A 19,379-nucleotide genomic window follows, 5' to 3' on the forward strand; every position below is an offset into this window, starting at 1 on the left:
GGCGGAGCGTGTCGGGCGGTCGCGAACGCGGAGCCACATCGGTCGTCTTTAACTCGCTCACCGCTGAATCGAGCTCATGAGCGAGGTACTCCGAGTCGAGGCGGGCGAGCTGTCCGTGGACGAACTCATCGACGCGCTCAACGACGGGCAGCGGATCCTCGTCGACGTCGAGGTCGCGGGCGCCAACCACGAGGTCGCCCTCCGATACGACGGGGAGACGTACCACTGCGACACGCCGACGAACCTCCACCGGCACGCCGACGAGTCAGGGATGCGCGGCTGTATCGACCAGATGGGGTACGCCGCCAAGGAGTGACCACCCCGAGTCGGAGAAACCGGCATTTAACCTCGCCGCGCACGAATCGGCCCGCATGAGCAACCCCGAAATCGAGGACCTCGTCGGCGACGGCTCTCCCTCCTTCGAACACGTCCTCTCTTGTGTCTTCGGCGTGCGCGACCACGAGAGCCGCGCGTACCTTGCGCTGCTAGAGTACCCGGGCAGCACCGTGTCGGAGCTCGCCGACGCGCTCGACCGGGACCGCTCGAACGTGAACCGTTCGCTGTCGACGCTCCGCGAGAAGGGGCTCGTCGAGCGCCGCCGCCGCCTGCTCGACTCCGGCGGCTACGTCTACCAGTACACCGCGACGCCCGTGCCGGAGGCCAAGCGCCGGCTCCACGACGCCCTCGACGAGTGGGTGGCCGACGTCCACGACGCCATCGACGGGTTCGAGCCGGACGAGAGCTGATCGCGTCGCTCGCGGCGACTACGTCTCGGACTCCGCCGAGTCCTCCGGCTCTTCTCCGGCGCTCAGCCCGTCGTCCTCAGGGCGGTCGAGCGCGCGCTCGGCGTCGTGGTGCTCGGAGTAGCCGTCGAACCAGCGGGCGATCCGCTCGATGCGGTCGACGACGTGCGCGGGCTCGCCGGACCGCGAGAGCTCGTGGCCCTCGCGGGGGTACCTGACGAATCGGGTGTCGACGCCGTTCTTCCGTAAGAGCCGGTGGTACAGCTCCGCCGTACAGATCGGCGTCCGGGTGTCGTCCTCGGAGTGAATCAGCAGGGTCGGGGTGTCGACCGCGTCGGCGTGGCCCGTCGGCGACTGCTCCCAGAGCCACTCCGGCTCCGCCGAGGGCACCGTGTCGAAGTCGCCCTCGACGAGCTTGTACGCCGCGTCGGTCGACCCGTAGAAGCCGGTGAGGTCGTAGACGCCACGCTGGGAGACGGCCGCGCGGAAGTAGTCCGTCTGCCCGACCGCCCACGCGGTCATGAACCCGCCGAAGGAGCCGCCGGTGACGAACGCGTTCGAGTCGTCGATCTGGGGGCGGTCGGCGACCGTCTCGACGCCCGCCATCACGTCGCGGAGCGTGATCGCGCCCCAGTCGCGCTCGATTGCTTGCGTGAACGCCTCGCCGTAGCCGGTCGAGCCGCGGGGGTTCGACCAGAAGACGGCGTAGCCGCGGGCCGCGAGCGTCTGGAACTCGTGCCACATCGTTCCGGCGGTCGACCACATCGCGTGCGGGCCGCCGTGGATCTCGACCGCGAGCGGGTACTGACCGTCCGCGTCGGCGGACTCGGCGTCACCGGCCTCGACCGGTGGGGTCAGCAACCACCCCTGGATCTCGACGCCGTCGGACTCGAAGCGAAGCTCCTCGGGCTCGCCGACCGCGCGCTCGTCGAGGTAGTCGGCGTTCAGGTCGGTCAGGCGGGTCGTCTCGTCGGCCGCAGCGTCGTAGGCGAACGCGTCGCCCGGGTGGTCCCACTCGCTGGCGGCGAACGCGACGGTGACCGACTCGGGACCCGCGTCGGCGTCGCCCCCGACGGTCGCGCCCGAGACGGTCCCCGGCCGGAGCAGGCGCTCGGGCGTCTCGCTCCCGTCTGCGGGGACCCGCCACAGCGCCGTCTGCCCCTCGTCAGGCGTCGCGAAGTACAGCGTCTCGTCGGCCGGCCCCCACTGCGGGGTCGTCCCGCGGCCGAGGCCCCGGTCGACACCGCCGGTGAGGTCGGTGACCGAGCCCGACTCGACGTCGAGGACGCGGAGGTCCGTCGGCTGCATCGACACCTGCTTCGGCTCCGCATGCGTGAACGCGACGCGGCCGTCCGCGGTCGCCGCGAGGTCGGCGCCCCACCCGGTCGTGGTGTGGGCGCGCTCGGCCTCGCCCGCGTCGAGGTCGTGGGCGTGGATCGCGATCTCGACGGAGTCGTCGGGGTCGTCGCCGACCGCCTCGGTGTAGTACAGCGTGTCGGCGTCGCCCCACGACGGCGCGGCGAAGTCGGCCTCCCGGTCCGTGACTCGGTCGACCGCGCCGGACTCGGCCGGGTCGGGGTCGGTGACGCCGCCGACCGTCGCGTCGGCGTCGACGACGTACACGCCGGGGCGTCGGCCGTCGAAGTGACGCTCGGCGGCGCGGTAGACGGTCCGGTCGATGACGCGCGGGTCGGGATGGTCCTCGGGCTCGTAGTCGTCCGGCACCGCGAGGTCGCGGTCGGCCTCGCGGTCGTCGGCGGTCACGGACTGGACAAAGGCGATCCGCTCGCCGTCGGGCGACCACGCGATCGACGAGACGCCGCCGACCACGTCGGTGACGCGACGGGCCTCGCCGCCGTCGAGCGGGAGGACCCACAGCTGCTGGCGGTCGTCGGCCGCGCCGCGGGTGGAGGTGAACGCGATGCGGTCGCCCGAGGGACTCCAGCGCGGCTCGGCGTCGGCGCCCTCGGCGAGGGTGAGGCGGCGCGGCTCGCCCTCGCCCGCTGCGTCGACGAGGTACACCGTCGCCTCGTAGCTGTCGTCGTCGTTCGGCTGTCGGCGCACGAAGGCGACACGGTCGTCGCCCGGCGAGATCCGGGGGTCGGACGGGACCGCGATGTCGTGGTAGTCGGCCGCGGTGATCGGCTCCATGGGTGTGGGTCGGACGGGGGAGGCAAAAGGCGTCGGGAGGCGGAAAGGCGAGGATCGGCAAGCGAAAGGCCGCGTGTCGGGGGGCGGAAAGGCGAACGTTAGGAGACGGAAAGCCGGGCGGCAGCGCGAGCGACGCCGACGCCGAGCCCGCGCCGTGGGCAGCGCCCAGTCGTCCGTCGCTCAGTCGCCGCCGTTGTCGAACGCGAGCGAGACGCCGTCGGCGTCGACGGTCGCGCCCGCGGCGCAGACCGGGTGTTCGAGGTCGGCGCCGAGCAGTTCGGTCGCGACGGGCTCGGCGTCGGTCGCGGTCAGGTCGTACGGCTCGGGAGAGTCCGTCTCGTAGGTCGCGACGACGGTCGGCTCCTCGACGGCCTCGACGAGGAGCGCGTCGCGGCGGACGGTTCCGATCGTCGCCGACTCAGCGCCGACCACGCCGGCGACGCGAGGCGTGTCGTAGTCGTCCTTCTCGTAGTCAAGCGCGAGCAGCGCGGAGGCGAGCGCGTCGCGCGCGGGGTACCCGCGCTCCAGTTTCTCCGCGATCGGGTCGACGTGCGAGCCGTTGCCGAGGACCGCCAGCGGCTCCTCGGTCGGGGTCTCGACCGCGCGAGCGCAGTTGTACGAGACGTAGGGGTTGTCGGTCTCCGGCGCGTCCGCGGTCGGGCCGACGGTGAGTGTCCCGCCGCGGTCGCGGACGCGGCGGTTCGGGAACGAGCGCGAAGAGACGCGGTAGCCGCCGATGCCGGGCGCGACGACGACGAATCGTCCGACGTACATACATTTTCGTGTGTATCGAGTCGCATAAAGCGCATCGATATGCGCACGAACGCGATCCGTGGGCGAGATGCCCTCTTCATGATCTGCCGCCGGCGACGGCGGGGCGGTGACGGCGGGGCGGCGACGACAACAGTGGGGACGGGACGGCGACGACAACAGTGGGGACAGGACAGCGAGACAACAGTGGGGACAGGACAGCGAGACAACAGTGGGGACAGGACAGCGAGACAACAGTGGGGGCGGGCAGCGACGCCCGCCGGCGCCCGCCGATGCTCGTCAACCGATCGCACGGCGACCGCAACGCGCAACGCTTACAAACACGTACTGGCTATCTGTAGGTGCGCAGTCCATTGGGGTAGTGGCCAATCCTGTTGCCTTCTGGGGGCAACGACCCTGGTTCGAATCCAGGATGGACTACTTCTCTCGGTCTCGTTTCGAGTGGAACGGAGTGGCGTCCACGTCTCGTGGTTTCCAGTTGAAACGAAGGGGTACCGATGAGCGGGCGGCCGTCACTTCTCGACGTCCAGCAGGGCGACCCGCTCGCGGACGACATCGGCGAGACCGCCGGTAGTCGCGGTGAGTTCGCGATCAGTGACTCCGTAGAACTCGCGCACCCGTTCCTCGTCGAAGTCGACCGGAAGCCCGGAGTCGTCGGGGTCGGTGCGCGAGTCGGCGGTGAGTTCGCGAACGGACTCGGTCGCCTGGTCGAGGTCCGCGGACGGGCGGTCGGCGCCGGACACGTCACCGAAGTCCGCGACAAGGACGACCGCGGCGCGCTCGCCCTCCGAGACGCCGAGTTCGAGCGCGCGGTCGATCTGCCTGCGCCCGGCCGCGTACAGCAGGACCTCGACGCCCGGGTCGCGCGCGACGGCCTCGCCGCGAGCGATCGCCCGCGCCGCCAGTCGCGCCGCCTCGCGGAGGTGCGTCGCGGAGATGACGAGGTCGGCGTCGAACGCCTGGACGACCGCGCCGGTATCGGCCGCAATCGCGTCGAGGTCCGCGAGAAACGCGTCGAGGTCGTCGATCGCGAAGGTGCCGGCGACGATGCTGACCCCGGGGTCGGGCGCTGGCATCCCGTCGCCGCCGGCCGCGGAGTCGGTCATCCAAAATCACCCAGGCTGGCCTGTCCGTCGCCGTCGCCGTCGGCGTCCGCGCCCGCGGTCGCCGCCGCGGAGGCCGAGCTGTCGGGGTCGACGCCGTCGAGCGAGGGGTCCTCGCGGCCGGCGTTCTCCAGGATGCGCTCGGCGGTTCGCTCGCGGCCCCGCAGCGCGCCGAGGACGACCGCCTTGTCCGCCTCGCGGAGGTCGGCGCGGCTCTCGATGCCTGCCTCGTAGAGGCGGCGGGCGCGCTTCCGACCGACGTTGCGGACGCCCGCGAGGTCGAGGAGTTCCTCCCGGACCCCGTACTCCAGCCGCTTGCGGGCCTCGCGCACCTGGACGACGGTGTCGCCGTCGATCCCCTCCACGTCGCGCGCGAGCGTCTCGGCCGCCCGGAGGAGCCACTCGGCGGTGTCGACCTTCCCGCGGATGTCGCCGGGGCCGACGCCGTACCGCTCCGCGATCCGGTCCTCGTCCACCTCGTTAGCCCAGTCTTCGAGCAGGCGCCCCGTCTTCAGCGCGGCGAGCCAGTCCTCGAAGCGCACGTCCTCGTACTCGGAGGGGGTGTCGCCGAGCAGCTCCGCCTCGCGCTCGTAGCAGACCTCGGTGTACTCCTCGCGGTCGCCCGACTTGAGGTACAGCTCGTAGGTGTCGGGCGTCCGGCTGACGAGGTGGTAGAGTCCGAGCGGCGTGACCGCCGGGGCGGCGTCGCCGGCCGACGCCGGCCCCTCTGAGGCGGGGTCGTCCGGTTCGTCCTCGCCGGCGCGAGTGTACGTGGTGAACCCGGGGTCGTCGGCGTCGGCGGTCAGGTCGTCGGCCGCGACGAACTCGCCGTCCGCGTCCGCGGATCCGACAGGCCCGGACCCGTCGTCCGCGACGGTCCGAAGCCCGTCGAGTATCTCGGCCGCGCTCATCGGGTCGAGGTAGAGCCGCGAGACGGTGTGACCGATCCCGGTCGCGGCGAGGCCCTCGCTCCCGCCGTCGCGGTCGCGCTCGACGAAGCCGTTGACTTCGAGGTAGTCGAGGACGGTGTCGGTGACCGCCGCGAGCCGCCCCTCGTCGTCGGTCTGCGTGGCGTAGAGCGTGTTGTCGAGGAACGAGAGGAGCCCGTCGCGGGTGGCGGCGAAGCCGGACGCGACCGTCGCGAGGACGTGGGTGCGGAGGGCGGGCTCGGCGGCGAGCTTCGAGCGGACGGGTTCGGCCTCGGCCCAGACGTACCGCTCGAACAACTCCTCGCGGGTGTCGGCGTTGTTCGCGAGCAGCACCGCCTCGCCGTAGGGGTCGAGGCCGGGGCGGCCCGCGCGGCCGCACATCTGGTGGACCTCGAGCACGTCGAGCGGTTTCATCCCGCCGAACTCGCCGTCGTAACGCCGCCAGTCGCGGACTATCACGCGGCGCGCGGGCGTGTTGACGCCGGCCGCGAGCGTCGGCGTCGCGGAGACGCACTTGATGAGGCGGTCGCGGAAGGCGTCCTCGACGAGGCTGCGGTGCTCGCTCGCGAGGCCGGCGTGGTGGAACGCCGACCCCTCCTCGACCGCGTCGGCGAGGTCCTCGGAGGTGTCGGTGTCGGAGACGCCGCGGATCTCCTCGGCCAGCTCGCGGAGGCGGTCGCGCTCGTCGCCAGTGAGCCGCGGCCCCGTCACGCCGGTGAGCTTGCGGGCCGACGACTCGGCGTTGCGCCGCGAATTGACGAAGACGAGCGAGGAGCCGCCCTGGCCGTCCTCCTCGGTGTCCAGGGCGTCGGCGACGAGCTTCGCGGTCTGGTCCTCGCCGCGCTCGACTGGGACCTCGCGCTGGCTCCCGTCGTCGAAGTTGATCGCGTTGCCGAAGTGGACGCCGGTGTGGAGCTCGATCGGTCGCCAGTCGGACTCGACGAGTTCGGCGTCGAGCCAGTCCGCGATGACGTCGGCGTTGCCGACGGTCGCCGAGAGCGCGACCGTCTGGAGGCCGGGGTTCACCTTGCGGAGCTTCGCGAGGGTCACTTCGAGGGTGGGGCCGCGGTGGGAGTCGTCGACGAGGTGGACCTCGTCGCTGACGACGCAGGTGAGATCGTCGATCCACGGGGCGCCGTTGCGGATGAGCGAGTCGACCTTCTCCGAGGTGGCGACGATGATGTCCCGGCTCGCGAGCCACTCGCCGTCGGAGTCGTAGTTGCCGGTGGAGACGCCGACCGTCACATCGAACTCTTCCCAGCGCTCGAACTCGGCCTTCTTCTCGCTGGCGAGCGCGCGCAGCGGGACGATGTACAGCGCCTTGCCGCCGCGCTCGACGGAGGAGAGCATCGCCAGCTCGGCGATCAGCGTCTTGCCGGACGCGGTCGGGACCGCCGCGACGAGGCTCTCGCCGTCGGTGACGCCCGCCTCGACCGCCGCTTCCTGCGGCGGATACAGCTCCGCGACGCCCTCCGCTTCGAGCGCCTCGCCGACGCCCGCGGGGAGCCCGGAGAGCGAACTCGGTTCCATTACCGGAGTCTGGGCCTCGCCTCGATTTAAACCGTCGGAACGGGCCGAACATAGCGGAAGAACGCGCGGCGGCGCGTGTCGGTGAGCGGCCGGAGCGAAGCGAAGGCCGCGAGCTGCGCGCGCGAGTCGCTGGCGGCCGGGGGCAGACCAAGGGCGCCGTCTCGCGACCTACCCCCCGTGCGATCCCGACCCTACAGCGTCCCGGCGGCTGACGACCACGTACAGTCCTCGAAAGCCGACGGCGACGCCCGCGCCGAGCGACCCGAGCGCGGTCGCAACGGCGAGCGCGGGAACGAAGAAGGCCGGATCGAGGACGTAGTCGGGCGAATCGGCGATAAACGCGATCGCGGTTGCGTGTCCCAAGACGGCCGCGGCGTCACCGAGCCACGCGAGTGCGATCCCGCCCCGGTACCAGTAGACGAGCGCCGCGATCGGAGCCCCGAACACGGCGTACCCGAACGGCTGGTAGGTCGGATAGGAGGCATATAACCAGAACGTGGACGGGACCGAGAGAACGGCGGCGACAGCGATGACGACAACCGCTCTGTGCCGCTCCCCCGACGAGCCGAAGAAGCGTTCCGACGCTGAACGCTCGCTCGGGGGACTCAATCGACGGAGGGCAGAACCGACGACGACGGCGAAGGCGCCGACCGCGAGGCCGAGCCGGAGGTGAGTCGGAAGCGTGACGCCGAGGACCTCCATCTCCAGTACGTCCGGCAAGGGGCTGAACGCCGCACGCGCGAGAGCCGACGCGACCGGGATGGCGGGCCCCGCTGCGAGCGTGTAGATGGCGGCGCCACCGTGATACTGAACGAGGATAGCGATCGCCGCGGCGGGCAGGTAGAGGACGGCGGTGGCACGCGAGTGACCGATGTCGCTGATCTCCGGGGCGACCGCGCGGATGGCACCGAGTTGGGTGGTCACCTCCGTACTCGCACCGTACGCCGCGTTCGACCGCCAGTAGGCGGCGTAGAGGACGAACGCAAAGACGAACACGAGACCGACGGTGCCGGCGATACGGAAGCGACCGTCGGGACGGCCGAGGAGGGCACGGCGGACGTCCATTGAGGGAGACGACTGTGGGACTCGGTAAAACGGTTGGGAGATCAACTGTTCGTCTCGCACCGGCCGCCACGGGAGGTCGAATCCCGACGGACCGACTCAGGGAGCCACACCGACCGTCAGCAGCGTCCCCCACGTCCGGTAGCGGTCCACCATCGCCTCGCGCGTCTCGTACCCCTCGGTCGGGAACTCGGAGGCGTCGGGAATCTCGGTCTCGCGGTCCGGGATCGCGTCCTGCTCGGCGACGTACAGGCCGGCCTCGCGGAACGCTTCGCGGTACTCCTCGCGGCTCCACAGCGTCATCTCGACGGCGATGTTCTCCTGCCACGCGTGGGTCGTCTCGCTCTCCGCGAAGTAGTTCACCGCGCAGTAGAAGGTACCGCCCGGCTTCAGCACGCGGCGGACCTCTTCGAGGGTGTGGACCGGGTCGGCCGCGTAGTAGAACGCCTCCATCGAGAAGACGTGGTCGAAGGAGTCGTCGGCGAAGGGGAGTTCGTCGAAGTCGCCGACGAGGAAGCCGACCGCGTCGTCGTCGGTGTACTCGCGGGCGTTGCTGGCCATCTCAGGGGCGCCGTCGAGGCCGTAGCCGCGGTCGATCCCCCGCTCGCGGAGCGCGCGGAGCGCGTAGCCGGAGCCGGTCCCCAGATCGAGGACGGCGTCGCCCGCCTCGGCCGGCATGCGGGCCAACACGTGTTTCGCGGTGTGCCAGTGGCGGTCCTCCATCCCGCGGTCCTTCCCGCTCGCCGCCCACTCGTCGAACTCCTCGCGGACGCTCATACCGGCCGAACGGGGAGAGCGGTGAAAAACGGCGGTGTTTTACCGGCTCCGCTCCCGCCAGTGGGTATGAAGCGACCGCGAGCGCTCCGCCGACCGAACTTCCGGGTGGCCGACATCGCCCAGCAGTCGGTCGGCGGCTTCCTGCTCGCGGGGCCGTTCGTCGTCACCGCGGAGGTCTGGGAGCTCGCCGCGGGGATGAACTGGGTCCAAGCCGGTGTGACCGCCGCGCTCGTCGGACTGATCGGGTACGCCGCGCTGTACCGGGCCGACACCGGACGCGACGTCGACGAGGAGCCGGACTTCGTCGGGATCCCGACCCGCTTCGTCTCGCTGATGACGGTGGCGTTCGGGTCCGTGCTCCTGCTCGCGCTGATCTTCGACGCCCCGCAGACGTTCCTCGTCGAGGGTGGGATCGGCGACGGCGCGGTGGTGGCGACGACGGCGAAGGCCGTCGCCGTCGGCGCGATGTTCAGCGTCGTCGGCGCTGCGACCGCCGACAGCGTGTTCTGAGAGGGGCGTGGCGCGCTGTCGCGGTCACGGCGCCGCGGTCGCGCCGTGCCGCTCGCTCCGGCCTCACAGCACGACCGAGACGACCGCGAAGAGGATCAGCACGCCGGCGATGTCACAGAGGTTCGTCACCACGGGGATCGTCGTGTCGTCCGGGTTGAGCCCGACGCGGTAGGACACCTCGACGGCGGCGACGCTGGCGACGACGACGAGGACCGCGAGGCACAGCCCGGAGACCAACGAGATCAGCAGCACCCGGCCGAGCGCGAGCGACCCGCCGAGCGCGAGCCCGATCGCCCACGCGGCGACTCCCACGGCGCCGAAGACGGTCGCCGCGAGCCCGAACACCGCGCCCGTGTTCGCCCGGAGGGCCGGGTTCGACGGGCTGAGCTCGTAGGTCCCGAGGTACAGCTGGGTCGTGAGCCGCGAGCAGGTGATCGACGCGAGGTTGCCGGCCGTCCCGATCTGGACGGGAACGAGGACTAGCAGGGCCGGGTACCTGAGCAGTACCGCCTCGTACGTCTCCAGTACCGTCCCCGAGACGAGCTGAAGCACCGACAGCGCGGCGAGCAGGGGGATCATCGTCCGGACGATCCGTCGGACCGACCACTCGTCGACCGCGGTGGACTCGGGGTCGGTCACGACAGCGCCCCCACGGCGGCGACGCCGACCAAGAGGAAGAACACCCCGAACACGTCGCCGAGCGTGGTGACCACCGGTCCGATGACGTTGTCTGGGTCGAGCCCGCGGCGGTAGCCGAGGAAGATGACCGCGATGAGCACCGTGATCATCAGCACCGCCGAGAGGAAGCCGGCGACGACCATCACGCCGACCAGCTGGAAGAGGCTCCCGCCGTCACCGAACAAGACGAGCGTCGCGTAGGTGACGACCGCGATGAACACGGAGACGGTCATTCCGTTCAGGAAGGAGGCAACGACCGCGTTCGTGAGTCGCCGGTCGGGTTGAAACCGCGGTTCGATGATCCCCTGGTGGAGCCCGGTCGAGAGCCGGGCGCCGAGCGAGCCGTACACTCCCCCGCGGGTGGCGAGGAACGCCGGGAGCAACAGGAGGAGCCCGGGGACCTCCGCGATGTTCGCGCGCATGGCGTCGGAGGCGAGTATCGTCCCCGCGAACAGCCCGGCGATCAGGCTGACGGTTATCACCGGGACCGCCTGCCGGTAGATGTCGCGCGCGGAGTCGTGCCCGGGCATCGAACGCACCGACGACGGGCGGGGCAAAAAAACCGACCGACGCGTTTGAACGCAGGATCGAGACTTGTCACAACTCATCGGTCCGTGACGGCGATCTCCAGATGAAACGAAGGGGGCGAATGCGGTGGAGACGCAGAGTACGTACGAATCAATTACGAGGAACAGGATCGGGAGAACGAGCGACGAGATCAGTTTCAGGAGGCTACTCACTTGAAACGGATAGAGCCATAGATTTTGGTAGTCCTGCTACTCCCGACGGACTCTGTCTAGTTCCATTCGATTCAGTAATTCCATGTTTTCGTCACTGGATTCGATTTTCGAGTAGTTGAGGGCGTCAGTTTCGCCTGTCGGATGCTCTTTTCGGAGTTCCTCCAATCTCGAGTCGCTGTGCTGTTGGGCCTTCTATTGGTCAGTCGAGTCGGGTAGAGGAACGAAACGAGAATCGTTCCGACGAAACCGGCGGCGATCACAGAGACCAACCGCGAGGGGGCGTTTCCCCGGACGAAAATGAACGCGGGGGGAGAAGTAGCGACCCCGTCGAGAACGTGAGCGTAGTGCGAATCGAAAAGTATCCGGTGATGCTGAGGCCACCCAACCCGTCCGGATCCAGCGGGTCGACTTACAGATCAACGTTCTGGAGTTCACGGACGGCGAGTATCGTGGTGACGACGCCGGAGAATCCGCCGACGATGACAGCGTCGTATGTCCCAGAAGACGTATCGCTCATTCGCTCAACCACAGGTGTATTCTATTTGACTTAATTATTAGCCCGTCGACCGCACCGTTAAGTCGGTCGCGTGATTGCCGATCCCATGGACTACTCGCTCGCGATCGAGAACGGACCGGAAGCGATACCGGGTGGCACGGGACTCCTGCTCGTCCACCCGAGCATCGGCGAGACGGACCGGATCGACACCGATTTCCTGAAGACCGACACCGACGCGTTCCTCGTCGTCTCGACCCGGACGACCGCCCGCGAGGTCGAACAGAAGCTGGAGTACTACGACGTCGACGAGACGAAGGCGACGATCCTCGACACGCTCTCCGTCGAGCGCGGCTACTCGCGACGGACCGCCGACGACGTCTACTACGTCTCCGCGCCGGACGACCTCGACGGCGTCGTCGACCGCGTCGAGCGGTTCCTCACCGAGAACGAGGGGAAGCGGCGCGTCTCGGTCGACTCGCTCACCGAGATGGCCTACTACGCCGACGACGACGCGGTGTACGACGCCGCGAGCGAGATCCTTGACCTCCTCGACGAGCACGACGCGGTCGGTATCTTCCACCTTTCCGAAGAGGTCCACGAGGTCGCGACGCTCGACCGGTTCCGCGACCTGTTCGACGGCGTCATCGACCTCGACGGGGACGGGAACGTCGTCGTAGACGTCTGAGCGGCGGTCTGCCGCCGCGAGGAAGCGTCAGCTCTCGTCGAGGAGCGCCGCGAACGTCTTCTCTGTCCACGCCACGGCGTAGGCGGCCCCGCGGTCCCGGTAGGCGGTCGTGTCGAGGGCGGCGTACGGCGCCGGGAGGTCGAGGTCGTGTTTGACCGCCGAGCAGGCGTACTCCGTCGCGCTCGGGAACTCCGTGTCGCCGCGCGCGACCTCGCCGGAGAGCTCACCGAGCCGGCCGGAGAGCCGCTTGCCGGCGTCGACCCACGCGTCGTACAGCCGGGGGTGCTCCGACTCCCACGACGCGAACGTGTCGCGGGTGTGGAGGCCGACCCACGCGTCGAACAGCGCGTTCGCAACCTGGAACACGTCCGCCGGTCCGAATCCCGTCGTCGACGCGCCCGTCTCCGGGTCGGGGCGGCGGATCGCCGCGTCGAGGTCGCGGTAGCGCTCGCCGAAGAAGGGGAGGAACGTCTCGGGGAGCCCGGTCGAGTCTCCGCCGCTCACTGCGCCCGGAGCCGGGTCGCAGTCGATCTGGACTAGCCGCTCGGCGACGAGGAAGGCAAGGAAGTCTTCGGGCGTCCCCTCCGCACGTCGCTTGACGAGGACCGCGGGCGGATCGGTCTGTGCGGTCCGGACGACGGTCCCGTCGCCGGGGAGTCCGACGGTGAACGCCGGGCCAGCGTGCTTGCCGAGCAGGTCCGGGACCGCCTCGGGAAGCCACTCGGCGGGGTACGACGCGGGGTCGAGCGCGTCGACAAAGAGGCCGAGGTCCTCCGCGGCGGCCGGCGGGAGGGTCTCGAAGTCGGACTCGACGTCGAGGACCGGCGATCCCGGTGCGTAGTGATCGCGGACCGCTTCAATATCGTCGTCGAGCGCCCGGGGCGAGAACATCAGCCGAGGACGTACGAGAGGATGATGAGCACCGAGAGGACGGCCGAAACGCCGACCGTGCCAACCACGATCTGGGTCGATTTGGACATGCGAGACAATCCGTCCGCCCGTCGTTAAAATCATCCGGTCGACGCCAACCGTGCGGCGATTTTATGCCGTCGGCCGAGAGTACTGACGTATGCGAGTTCGTGACGCGGTCGAGGCCGACGCCGCGGCCGTCGGGTCGATGACGGGCCGACCCCGCGGCGTCGCTCGGAACATGATCCACGACCGGTCGGTTCGCGTCGCGGTGACAGACGACGCCGGGTCGGAATCGGGGGGAGCGCCCTCGCCGTCGGAGCCGAGCGGCGACGGTGACGGCGGTGACGACACCCCGGTCGACGCGGTCGCCGGATTCGTCGCGTTCGACGTGCGTGACGGGACGGTTCACGTGACGAACTTCGAGGGCACCGCGGCCGCGGTCGAGCGGCTGTTCGAGGAGCCGGTCGGCTTCGCGAAACGAGAGGGAATGTCGGTCGAAGTCATCGTCCCCGCCGACGGGGTCGGTCCGGAAGTGGTCGAGGCGTTCGGCTTCGAGGCGGCGGGATCCGGGCCGCGGATCGACGGCACGGCGACGACGAGGTACCGGTTCGATCCGGCGGAAAGCGGCTGAGGCGGACGCTTCGGGGTTTATCATCCGGTCAGGACCGCGGCCGCCCATCCGGTCAGGGTCGCGGTCGCCGATCCGATCAGGATCGCAGCCGCCCATCCGGTCAGGGTTGCGGTCGTCGATCCGGTCAGGGTCGCAGCCACCGATCCGGTCAGAGTCGCGGTCGTCGATCCCCGCGAGGCTTAGTCAAAGCGCTCTTGGACGATTTCGAGGGCCTCCTCTCGGTCGTCCCAGTCGACGAACACCGCGACGGAGGTGGCGCTCGTGATCAGGTCGATGATGTTGATTCCGGCGTCCGCGATGGGCGCGATGATGTCCTGAATGACCCCCGACTGGTTGGGGAGCTCGCCGCCCGTGACGCGGATCACGGCGATGGGGTCGGCGACGGTGACGGAGGAGAGCGCCTCGTCGGTGACGACCGCCTCGTGGAGCAGCGCCTCGGCGGTCTCGGCGATGTCGACATCGACGTAGAAGGTGACCGAGTCCATGCCGGACGCGACCGCGTCGATGTTGACCTCCTCGGCGCGCAGCGCGTTCGACAGCTCCGAGAGGATCCCCGGGCGGTTGCGGATGGCTCGCCCCGCGATGGTGAGACACGCGAGCGGCTCCTCGCGCATGTCGATCAGGCTCTCGAACTCGCCTTCGATCCGCGTGCCGCCGCGGAGCAGGTCACCGTGCTGGTAGTGGACGACCCGAACCGCGAGCCCCTCGTCCTTGTACGAGAGCGCAGACGGCGCGACGACCTCGGCGCCGCGGAAAGAGAGGTTGCGCAGCTCGTCGACGGTGATCTCGCCCACGTTGCGCGCGCCCTCGACGACGCGGGGGTCGCCGGTCATCACGCCCTCCACGTCGGTGACGATCACGACCTCGTCGGCGTCTATGTAGTTGCCGAGCATGACGGCGGTGGTGTCCGAGCCGCCACGCCCGAGCGTGGTGACGTTGCCCTCGTGGTCCTCGGCGAGGAACCCGGTGATGATCGGGACGACGCCGTCCATATCGGCCGCGATCTCCTCCGCCCGCCGCTTCGTCTCCGCCACGTCGACCTCGCCGAGTTCGTTGGTGACGACCGGCCAGTCCGGGTGGCCGGGTTCGAGGAAGACGGCGTCGACGTCGCGGACGGACAGCGCGGCCTTCAGCATGCGGACGCTGGTGCGTTCGCCCATCGAGACGATCTCCGCGCGGTCGGCGTCGTCCGTCTCGAAGGTGATGTCGTCGAGGAGGTCGTCGGTGGTCGACCCCATCGCGCTCGCGACGACCGCTATCTCGTGGCCGGCCGCGACCGCGCTCGCGACCGAGTCGGCCGCGCGCTCGATCCGGTCGCCGCTGCCGAGGCTCGTTCCCCCGAACTTCGCGACTACGCGCATGCGGCTACCCCGTCGCGGGTCCGAGAGGGTCGGTCTCCGGCGAGCGGTCGGCGGCGGGCGAGCGGGACGGCGGGTGCCGAGCCGACGCCGGAATTCCGGGTCGGTCGGCGGGAGCGATCGGTAAACATGCGACTCCGTAGCGGAGGAAGCCGGATAACAGTATCTTCTTCGACAAGGGTCGCCCGAATCGCCGAATCGTCCGGTTCAGTTGTTATACTACGAATAAAACGAGACGAACGATCACCGACGTCCGGAATCGCCGGGAATGTGGGGAGACGACGGTCAGAGAGCGCGGGGCGGGACGGGAAGGGGCGGTCAGGACGAGAACGGGGGCGGTCAGGAAGAGAACTGGGGGGTCAGGAAGAGAACTGGGGGTCAGGAAGAGAACTGGGGGGTCAGGAGCGTGAAAAGCCGGACGGGACGGGGAGTGAAGGCGTCACTCGTCGTCGATGCCCCACGCGTCGGGCATTTCGATGACGTACCGGCCGTCCTCTTGAAGCGAGATGATGTACTCCTGTCTGTCGTACAGCTCCATCAGGTTGAGCTTGTACTGGCCGGGGCTGACGATGCGGATGCTCTCGAACTGGTCGTTGAGCTCGTCGCGGAGCGCGTCGATGCCGGGCTTGGACTCCTCGTCGGTCGGCTCCGAGGTCTCGGCGGAGTCGACATCGCGGCTCGCGCGGTCAAGCTCGTCCGGGGACACCACTTCGGATCGCGCGCTCGCCTGTGCCATGTCCTCGTCACTCCGGTCGGCGATCTGTTCCGTACCGTCGGACCCGGTCGTTGATTCGGCGCCCGCCACGGCATCGTCCGGCGTCGGATCGGCCCGGTCGTCCGGCGTCGCGTCTGCGGCGTTGTCGGGGCCCCGAGCGGCGGCGCCCTCGTCGGACGCCGACGCAACCTCCCCGTCCGCGGTCGGCCGCGTTCCGTCGGACGGCCCCGAGTCGGAGTCGGGCGTCCCGTCCGCTCCGGCGGCGGAGTCGGACGCCTCGTCCGCTTCGGCGGCGGGGCCGGCGTTCTCCGTCGCGTTCGCGGGCTTGAACTGGAACTTGTTCCCGCCGCAGTCGGGGCACCCGGACAGCATCTCCTTGGAGCCGTCGGGGAACGTCCGGCCGCAGGAGGTACACTGGTGGGGCATCTACTTGCGAGAGACGAGCGTGCTGATGAGGTTCTCGTCTTTGTGGAGGGTCTCGATTCTGTTCGCCGGGCCGATCACCGTGAGCTTCTGGGTCGACTCGCGGCCCATCAACTTGTCGAGGAAGCTCTGGTCGCCCGCCTCGGCCTTGGGGTACGTCTCTATCTCGATGCCGGTGAAGTCGTCGGGGCTGATCTCGGTCATCGTCACCTCGATGAGCTTCGACTCCTCGTCGGGGGAGAGCCCCTCTTCGAGGATGACGATGTTTCCCTCGCGGACGCCGTCGAGGATGAGCCGGATCTTCTCCATGCTCGTGAGCCCCTCCATCCGCGCGCCGCTTATCATGTCGATCCGGACGCCGTCGTCGGAGTCGTCGGGATCGTCGGCGGCGTTGACGTTGGCTTTCGGGCCGGCCATTAGCCGAAGTACTCCGCGATCTTGGTGTACACTTCGTCCATGTTGTCGCCCTCCAACGCCGACAGCGGAATCGTCTCGTGTTGCGGGAAGGCGTTCGCGATCTGCTGGACGTCCGATCCCGGCAGGTCAGTCTTGTTCGCGAGAATGAGCGCGGGGAGGTCCTGCGACTCGATGATCCCGATCAGCATCGTGTTCACCTGGGTGAACGGGTCCGACGTCGAGTCGAGCACGTAGATGACGCCGTCGACGTCCTCGCGGAGCCAGTGCATCGCCTCCGCGACGCCCTCGGTCGCCTCGCGCGACCGGCGGACGGCGTCGTCCTTCTCCATGTCGTGGTCCAAGAACTCCTTGTAGTCGACTTTCGTCGTCACGCCGGGCGTGTCGACGATGTCGATGGTGACCGTCCGCCCGTTGCGTTCGATCTCCACGCCCTCTTTCCGGCGGGCCCGGCGAGTCTCGTGGGGGATGTGGCTCTCCGGCCCGACGGCGTCACCCGTCCAGTCGCGTGCGATCCGGTTTGCGAGGGTCGTTTTACCGGCGTTCGGCGGTCCGTAGATCCCGATCCGCTTGGGCTCGTCGGCCGCGAACAGGCCGTCTGTGACCCGCGATATGCTGTCTCTGAGATTCGTGAGCAGTCCCATCCTGACCTCCAGTCCGTGTGTAGTTTACCCGAACACCGCTGTCGTTTCGGACGCCGTTCGATCCGTGCGCTCCACGCCCGTTCGGGGGATTACGGTACGGTCCTCACCGCTCTCACTTAAGAACTGCGTCAGACATCCCCCCCGATCCGGAGCATCGGCGCCGGACGAACCCGAAATTCGGCGTCGGGGGTGCGGTTCGGCGGGGGAGAATCGGCTGATGAGAAGGCGCGGTCGCGGGCGGCAGGCGACACGGGATCCCGGGGACCGTCGGTCCGCGACCCGACTCACTCGTCGGGTGTGACCCACTCGTTTGGCGGGTTGAGTGAAACGCCGGTTCAGTTTCGGACGATCGTTTGTTTACCTGCGGTGATATCGTTCGATCGAGGGGGTAGATCTCGTCGGAGAATAAAAGCGAAGAGTAACCGTATTATCTACCTCACGCGTATCAAATTGGCATGAACGACTCACAGGATGGCCCGGTGAACGAGTCCGTCGAGTCACTGTCGGACGACGCGAACGACGCGGGTTCCGGTGACCGCGGCTCCGACAGGAATCCTCCGCAAGAGCGTTCCGCCATCGGATCCGACAATTCCGACAGATCCGGCAGAGAGACGGGCTCCTCGAAGGATACGAAGGAGGTCATCATGGAGGCGACGTTCCGCGCGCTGAGCAAGCACGGCTACAAGGACCTCCGGATGCGCGATATCGGCGAGGAGATGGACCTCACGCGGCAGGTGATCCACTATCATTTCGACGGGAAGTACGACCTGATGTCTTCGTTCCTCGAACACACCATCGACCAGTATGAGAGGAGCCTAGTCGTCGAGGGCGACGAGGACCCGCGGACCGAGTTGCGCGCTCGCGTCGATCAGTGCCTGTTCGGACCCGAATTCGAGGATTTCAGCCACTGAGACCGAATGAGAGTGTACCACGAGCTGTACACGCAGGCGCAAACGACGCCGAGCACCGCGAGGTGTTCAACGAACACTACGAGCGCGTCCGGGGCAACATCGTCGAGGTCGTCGAAGAGGGGATCGACGAGGGGGTCTTCCGCGACGTCGACCCCGAACGGATGAGCCAGTTGGTGACCGACGTTATCCACGCCGCTCGCGGGCGGCGGATCTCGCTCGGTCACGAGGACGCCCCGGAGGAGACGCGAGAAGCAATAGACGAGTTCATCTTTGAATCGCTCGAACGGACCGAGTAGTCGAACGGATCAGGCGGTGGGGCAGAGCAAGTAGTCGAACGGATCAGACGATGGGACAGAGAAAGTAGTCGAATGGATCGAGCCAAGTCGGGCCGAAGCGGTGCGAGGCGGTTCGGCGCACAGACATCTGGGTGAGTCCTCTCGACTGTCGTCGCGACGACCGCCGCCATGTCAACTGGACAGAGCGTGACCTCCCTGCGGGTACCTGCGACGGCGGACGACGCGGCTCGTCGCTCCCGAGATAACCCTCGGTCGCGGACTGGTTCTCAGTGACTCTTTAGCGTTTTCGCGCCTCTTTTGACAGTTCATCGCCTCTTGCTGTCCGCTTGTTTAAATTTGAGGTGAGACTCTTCTCTCGGTGAGCCGGGTCGGGCAGTCTGGAGACTCGTCTTCAACGTGCGTCGGTGTGGAGTGACGGAAGGCGTCATCGCAGTCAGGTTGTCCAACTTCGGTCACCCCTTCGGCTTGCTTCGCTAGAACCACCAGGCGGAACCCGCTGGCGACGAACGTTAGGGTGTTGAGGCGGGTGACACCTGTGGGGACTTCCCGGCCCAGTGCTAACGGCCGGAGAGGGTCCGGATTGGTACTTCTCGCTGGTATCTCCCCCCCCACCCCTTCGTTTCAGGTGGAACCGGGCTCGGCGGTGGGGTGGTGGCCGGTTGAACCGGAGTTGTCCAGGGTTGTCTGTGGGCGGCAAGAAAAATACGGCTATAAACAAGATAAAATAACTACAAACATACTAATATATTCTATAGTAGATTGCCGAGGGTACTGTTCTACGCTATAGATATTAAATCTACCTCTGTTACATAGAGCTCTTCGACCCCCTCCCCACCCCTGATCGCTGTTCCACACGAAACGAAGGGGTGGGGGGGTCCATTCGAAGAGAACAATCAGTCG

19 protein-coding genes, 1 tRNA gene and 1 pseudogene are annotated in these 19,379 nt (G+C 68.3%); 7 read left to right on the forward strand and 14 right to left on the reverse strand.

All coding sequences use genetic code 11. From position 1 onward, the window contains the following. The first annotated feature begins 76 nt into the window (after positions 1–76). Positions 77–316, forward strand: coding sequence for a hypothetical protein (locus EO776_RS15520; protein ID WP_049931988.1), 240 nt, complete (start codon positions 77–79; stop codon positions 314–316). Positions 317–371: 55 nt separating this feature from the next. Beyond that, entirely contained in the window at positions 372–746 is a 375-nt protein-coding gene (locus EO776_RS15525) for a helix-turn-helix domain-containing protein (protein ID WP_099288951.1), read from the forward strand. Between the two features lie 18 nt (positions 747–764). Here the strand turns inward: EO776_RS15525 and EO776_RS15530 are convergent, their stop codons facing one another. After that, complete coding sequence (locus EO776_RS15530; RefSeq protein WP_099288952.1) at positions 765–2,894, reverse strand: S9 family peptidase; 2,130 nt, start codon at positions 2,892–2,894, stop codon at positions 765–767. A 180-nt stretch (positions 2,895–3,074) separates the two neighbouring features. Further along, positions 3,075–3,668 carry an IMP cyclohydrolase gene (locus tag EO776_RS15535; RefSeq protein ID WP_086216688.1) on the reverse strand — a complete coding sequence of 198 codons (594 nt, stop codon included), beginning with the start codon at positions 3,666–3,668 and terminating at the stop codon, positions 3,075–3,077. Between the two features lie 344 nt (positions 3,669–4,012). Between EO776_RS15535 and EO776_RS15540 the strand changes: the two genes are divergently transcribed. After that, a tRNA-Gln gene (locus EO776_RS15540) sits at positions 4,013–4,085 on the forward strand. Between the two features lie 92 nt (positions 4,086–4,177). On the opposite strand, the gene cgi121 is transcribed toward EO776_RS15540, so the two are convergent. The 4 genes from cgi121 to EO776_RS15560 form a co-directional block, all read right to left on the reverse strand. Continuing rightward, a complete protein-coding gene (cgi121, locus tag EO776_RS15545) occupies positions 4,178–4,771 on the reverse strand; it encodes a KEOPS complex subunit Cgi121 (RefSeq protein ID WP_099288953.1) in 594 nt (197 codons plus the stop codon). Then, on the reverse strand, positions 4,768–7,227 hold the full coding sequence (locus tag EO776_RS15550; RefSeq protein WP_099288954.1) for an ATP-dependent DNA helicase: 2,460 nt from the start codon (positions 7,225–7,227) through the stop codon (positions 4,768–4,770). Before EO776_RS15550 ends, cgi121 begins: the two co-directional genes overlap by 4 nt. 168 nt (positions 7,228–7,395) lie before the next feature. Continuing rightward, a complete protein-coding gene (locus tag EO776_RS15555; protein WP_089308529.1) occupies positions 7,396–8,292 on the reverse strand; it encodes a hypothetical protein in 897 nt (298 codons plus the stop codon). Between the two features lie 96 nt (positions 8,293–8,388). Continuing rightward, positions 8,389–9,066 carry a class I SAM-dependent methyltransferase gene (locus EO776_RS15560; protein WP_049931979.1) on the reverse strand — a complete coding sequence of 226 codons (678 nt, stop codon included), beginning with the start codon at positions 9,064–9,066 and terminating at the stop codon, positions 8,389–8,391. Between the two features lie 66 nt (positions 9,067–9,132). Here EO776_RS15560 and EO776_RS15565 point away from each other — a divergent pair, with 66 nt between their 5' ends. Then, positions 9,133–9,576, forward strand: a complete 444-nt coding sequence (locus EO776_RS15565) for a hypothetical protein (protein WP_049931978.1) — start codon at positions 9,133–9,135, stop codon at positions 9,574–9,576. 63 nt (positions 9,577–9,639) lie between these two features. On the opposite strand, the gene EO776_RS15570 is transcribed toward EO776_RS15565, so the two are convergent. Then, the gene (locus tag EO776_RS15570) at positions 9,640–10,215 is read right to left on the reverse strand and encodes a magnesium transporter (protein WP_049931976.1); all 576 of its coding nucleotides are present in this window, start codon (positions 10,213–10,215) and stop codon (positions 9,640–9,642) included. After that, positions 10,212–10,784 (reverse strand): magnesium transporter, encoded by a 573-nt coding sequence (locus EO776_RS15575; RefSeq protein WP_049931974.1) that lies wholly within the window; start codon positions 10,782–10,784, stop codon positions 10,212–10,214. Before EO776_RS15575 ends, EO776_RS15570 begins: the two co-directional genes overlap by 4 nt. Before the next feature lie 812 nt (positions 10,785–11,596). Here EO776_RS15575 and EO776_RS15580 point away from each other — a divergent pair. Further along, complete coding sequence (locus EO776_RS15580) at positions 11,597–12,175, forward strand: DUF7090 family protein (RefSeq protein ID WP_049931973.1); 579 nt, start codon at positions 11,597–11,599, stop codon at positions 12,173–12,175. 27 nt (positions 12,176–12,202) lie between these two features. On the opposite strand, the gene EO776_RS15585 is transcribed toward EO776_RS15580, so the two are convergent. Continuing rightward, on the reverse strand, positions 12,203–13,066 hold the full coding sequence (locus EO776_RS15585) for a DUF7089 family protein (protein WP_086216142.1): 864 nt from the start codon (positions 13,064–13,066) through the stop codon (positions 12,203–12,205). Beyond that, positions 13,066–13,155 carry a hypothetical protein gene (locus tag EO776_RS19915; protein WP_425433471.1) on the reverse strand — a complete coding sequence of 30 codons (90 nt, stop codon included), beginning with the start codon at positions 13,153–13,155 and terminating at the stop codon, positions 13,066–13,068. Before EO776_RS19915 ends, EO776_RS15585 begins: the two co-directional genes overlap by 1 nt. Before the next feature lie 89 nt (positions 13,156–13,244). On the opposite strand from EO776_RS19915, the gene EO776_RS15590 reads away from it, so the two are divergent. Continuing rightward, on the forward strand, positions 13,245–13,718 hold the full coding sequence (locus EO776_RS15590; RefSeq protein WP_049931971.1) for a hypothetical protein: 474 nt from the start codon (positions 13,245–13,247) through the stop codon (positions 13,716–13,718). A gap of 179 nt (positions 13,719–13,897) precedes the next feature. On the opposite strand, the gene EO776_RS15595 is transcribed toward EO776_RS15590, so the two are convergent. From EO776_RS15595 to EO776_RS15610, 4 genes are all read right to left on the reverse strand, one after another. Further along, a complete protein-coding gene (locus tag EO776_RS15595) occupies positions 13,898–15,079 on the reverse strand; it encodes an aspartate kinase (RefSeq protein WP_049931970.1) in 1,182 nt (393 codons plus the stop codon). A 436-nt stretch (positions 15,080–15,515) separates the two neighbouring features. After that, positions 15,516–16,217, reverse strand: coding sequence for a Zn-ribbon domain-containing protein (locus tag EO776_RS15600; RefSeq protein ID WP_094520964.1), 702 nt, complete (start codon positions 16,215–16,217; stop codon positions 15,516–15,518). After that, a complete protein-coding gene (locus tag EO776_RS15605; RefSeq protein WP_049931967.1) occupies positions 16,218–16,631 on the reverse strand; it encodes a DUF2073 domain-containing protein in 414 nt (137 codons plus the stop codon). Continuing rightward, positions 16,631–17,272, reverse strand: a complete 642-nt coding sequence (locus EO776_RS15610) for an Era-like GTP-binding protein (protein WP_049931966.1) — start codon at positions 17,270–17,272, stop codon at positions 16,631–16,633. The genes EO776_RS15605 and EO776_RS15610 overlap by 1 nt, the downstream gene beginning before the upstream one ends. Before the next feature lie 455 nt (positions 17,273–17,727). Between EO776_RS15610 and EO776_RS15615 the strand changes: the two are divergent. Next, positions 17,728–18,479, forward strand: a pseudogene (locus EO776_RS15615) (TetR/AcrR family transcriptional regulator). Positions 18,480–19,379 lie beyond the last annotated feature (900 nt).

It is taken from the genome of Halorubrum ezzemoulense (assembly GCF_004126515.1).
Taxonomy (GTDB): domain Archaea; phylum Halobacteriota; class Halobacteria; order Halobacteriales; family Haloferacaceae; genus Halorubrum; species Halorubrum ezzemoulense.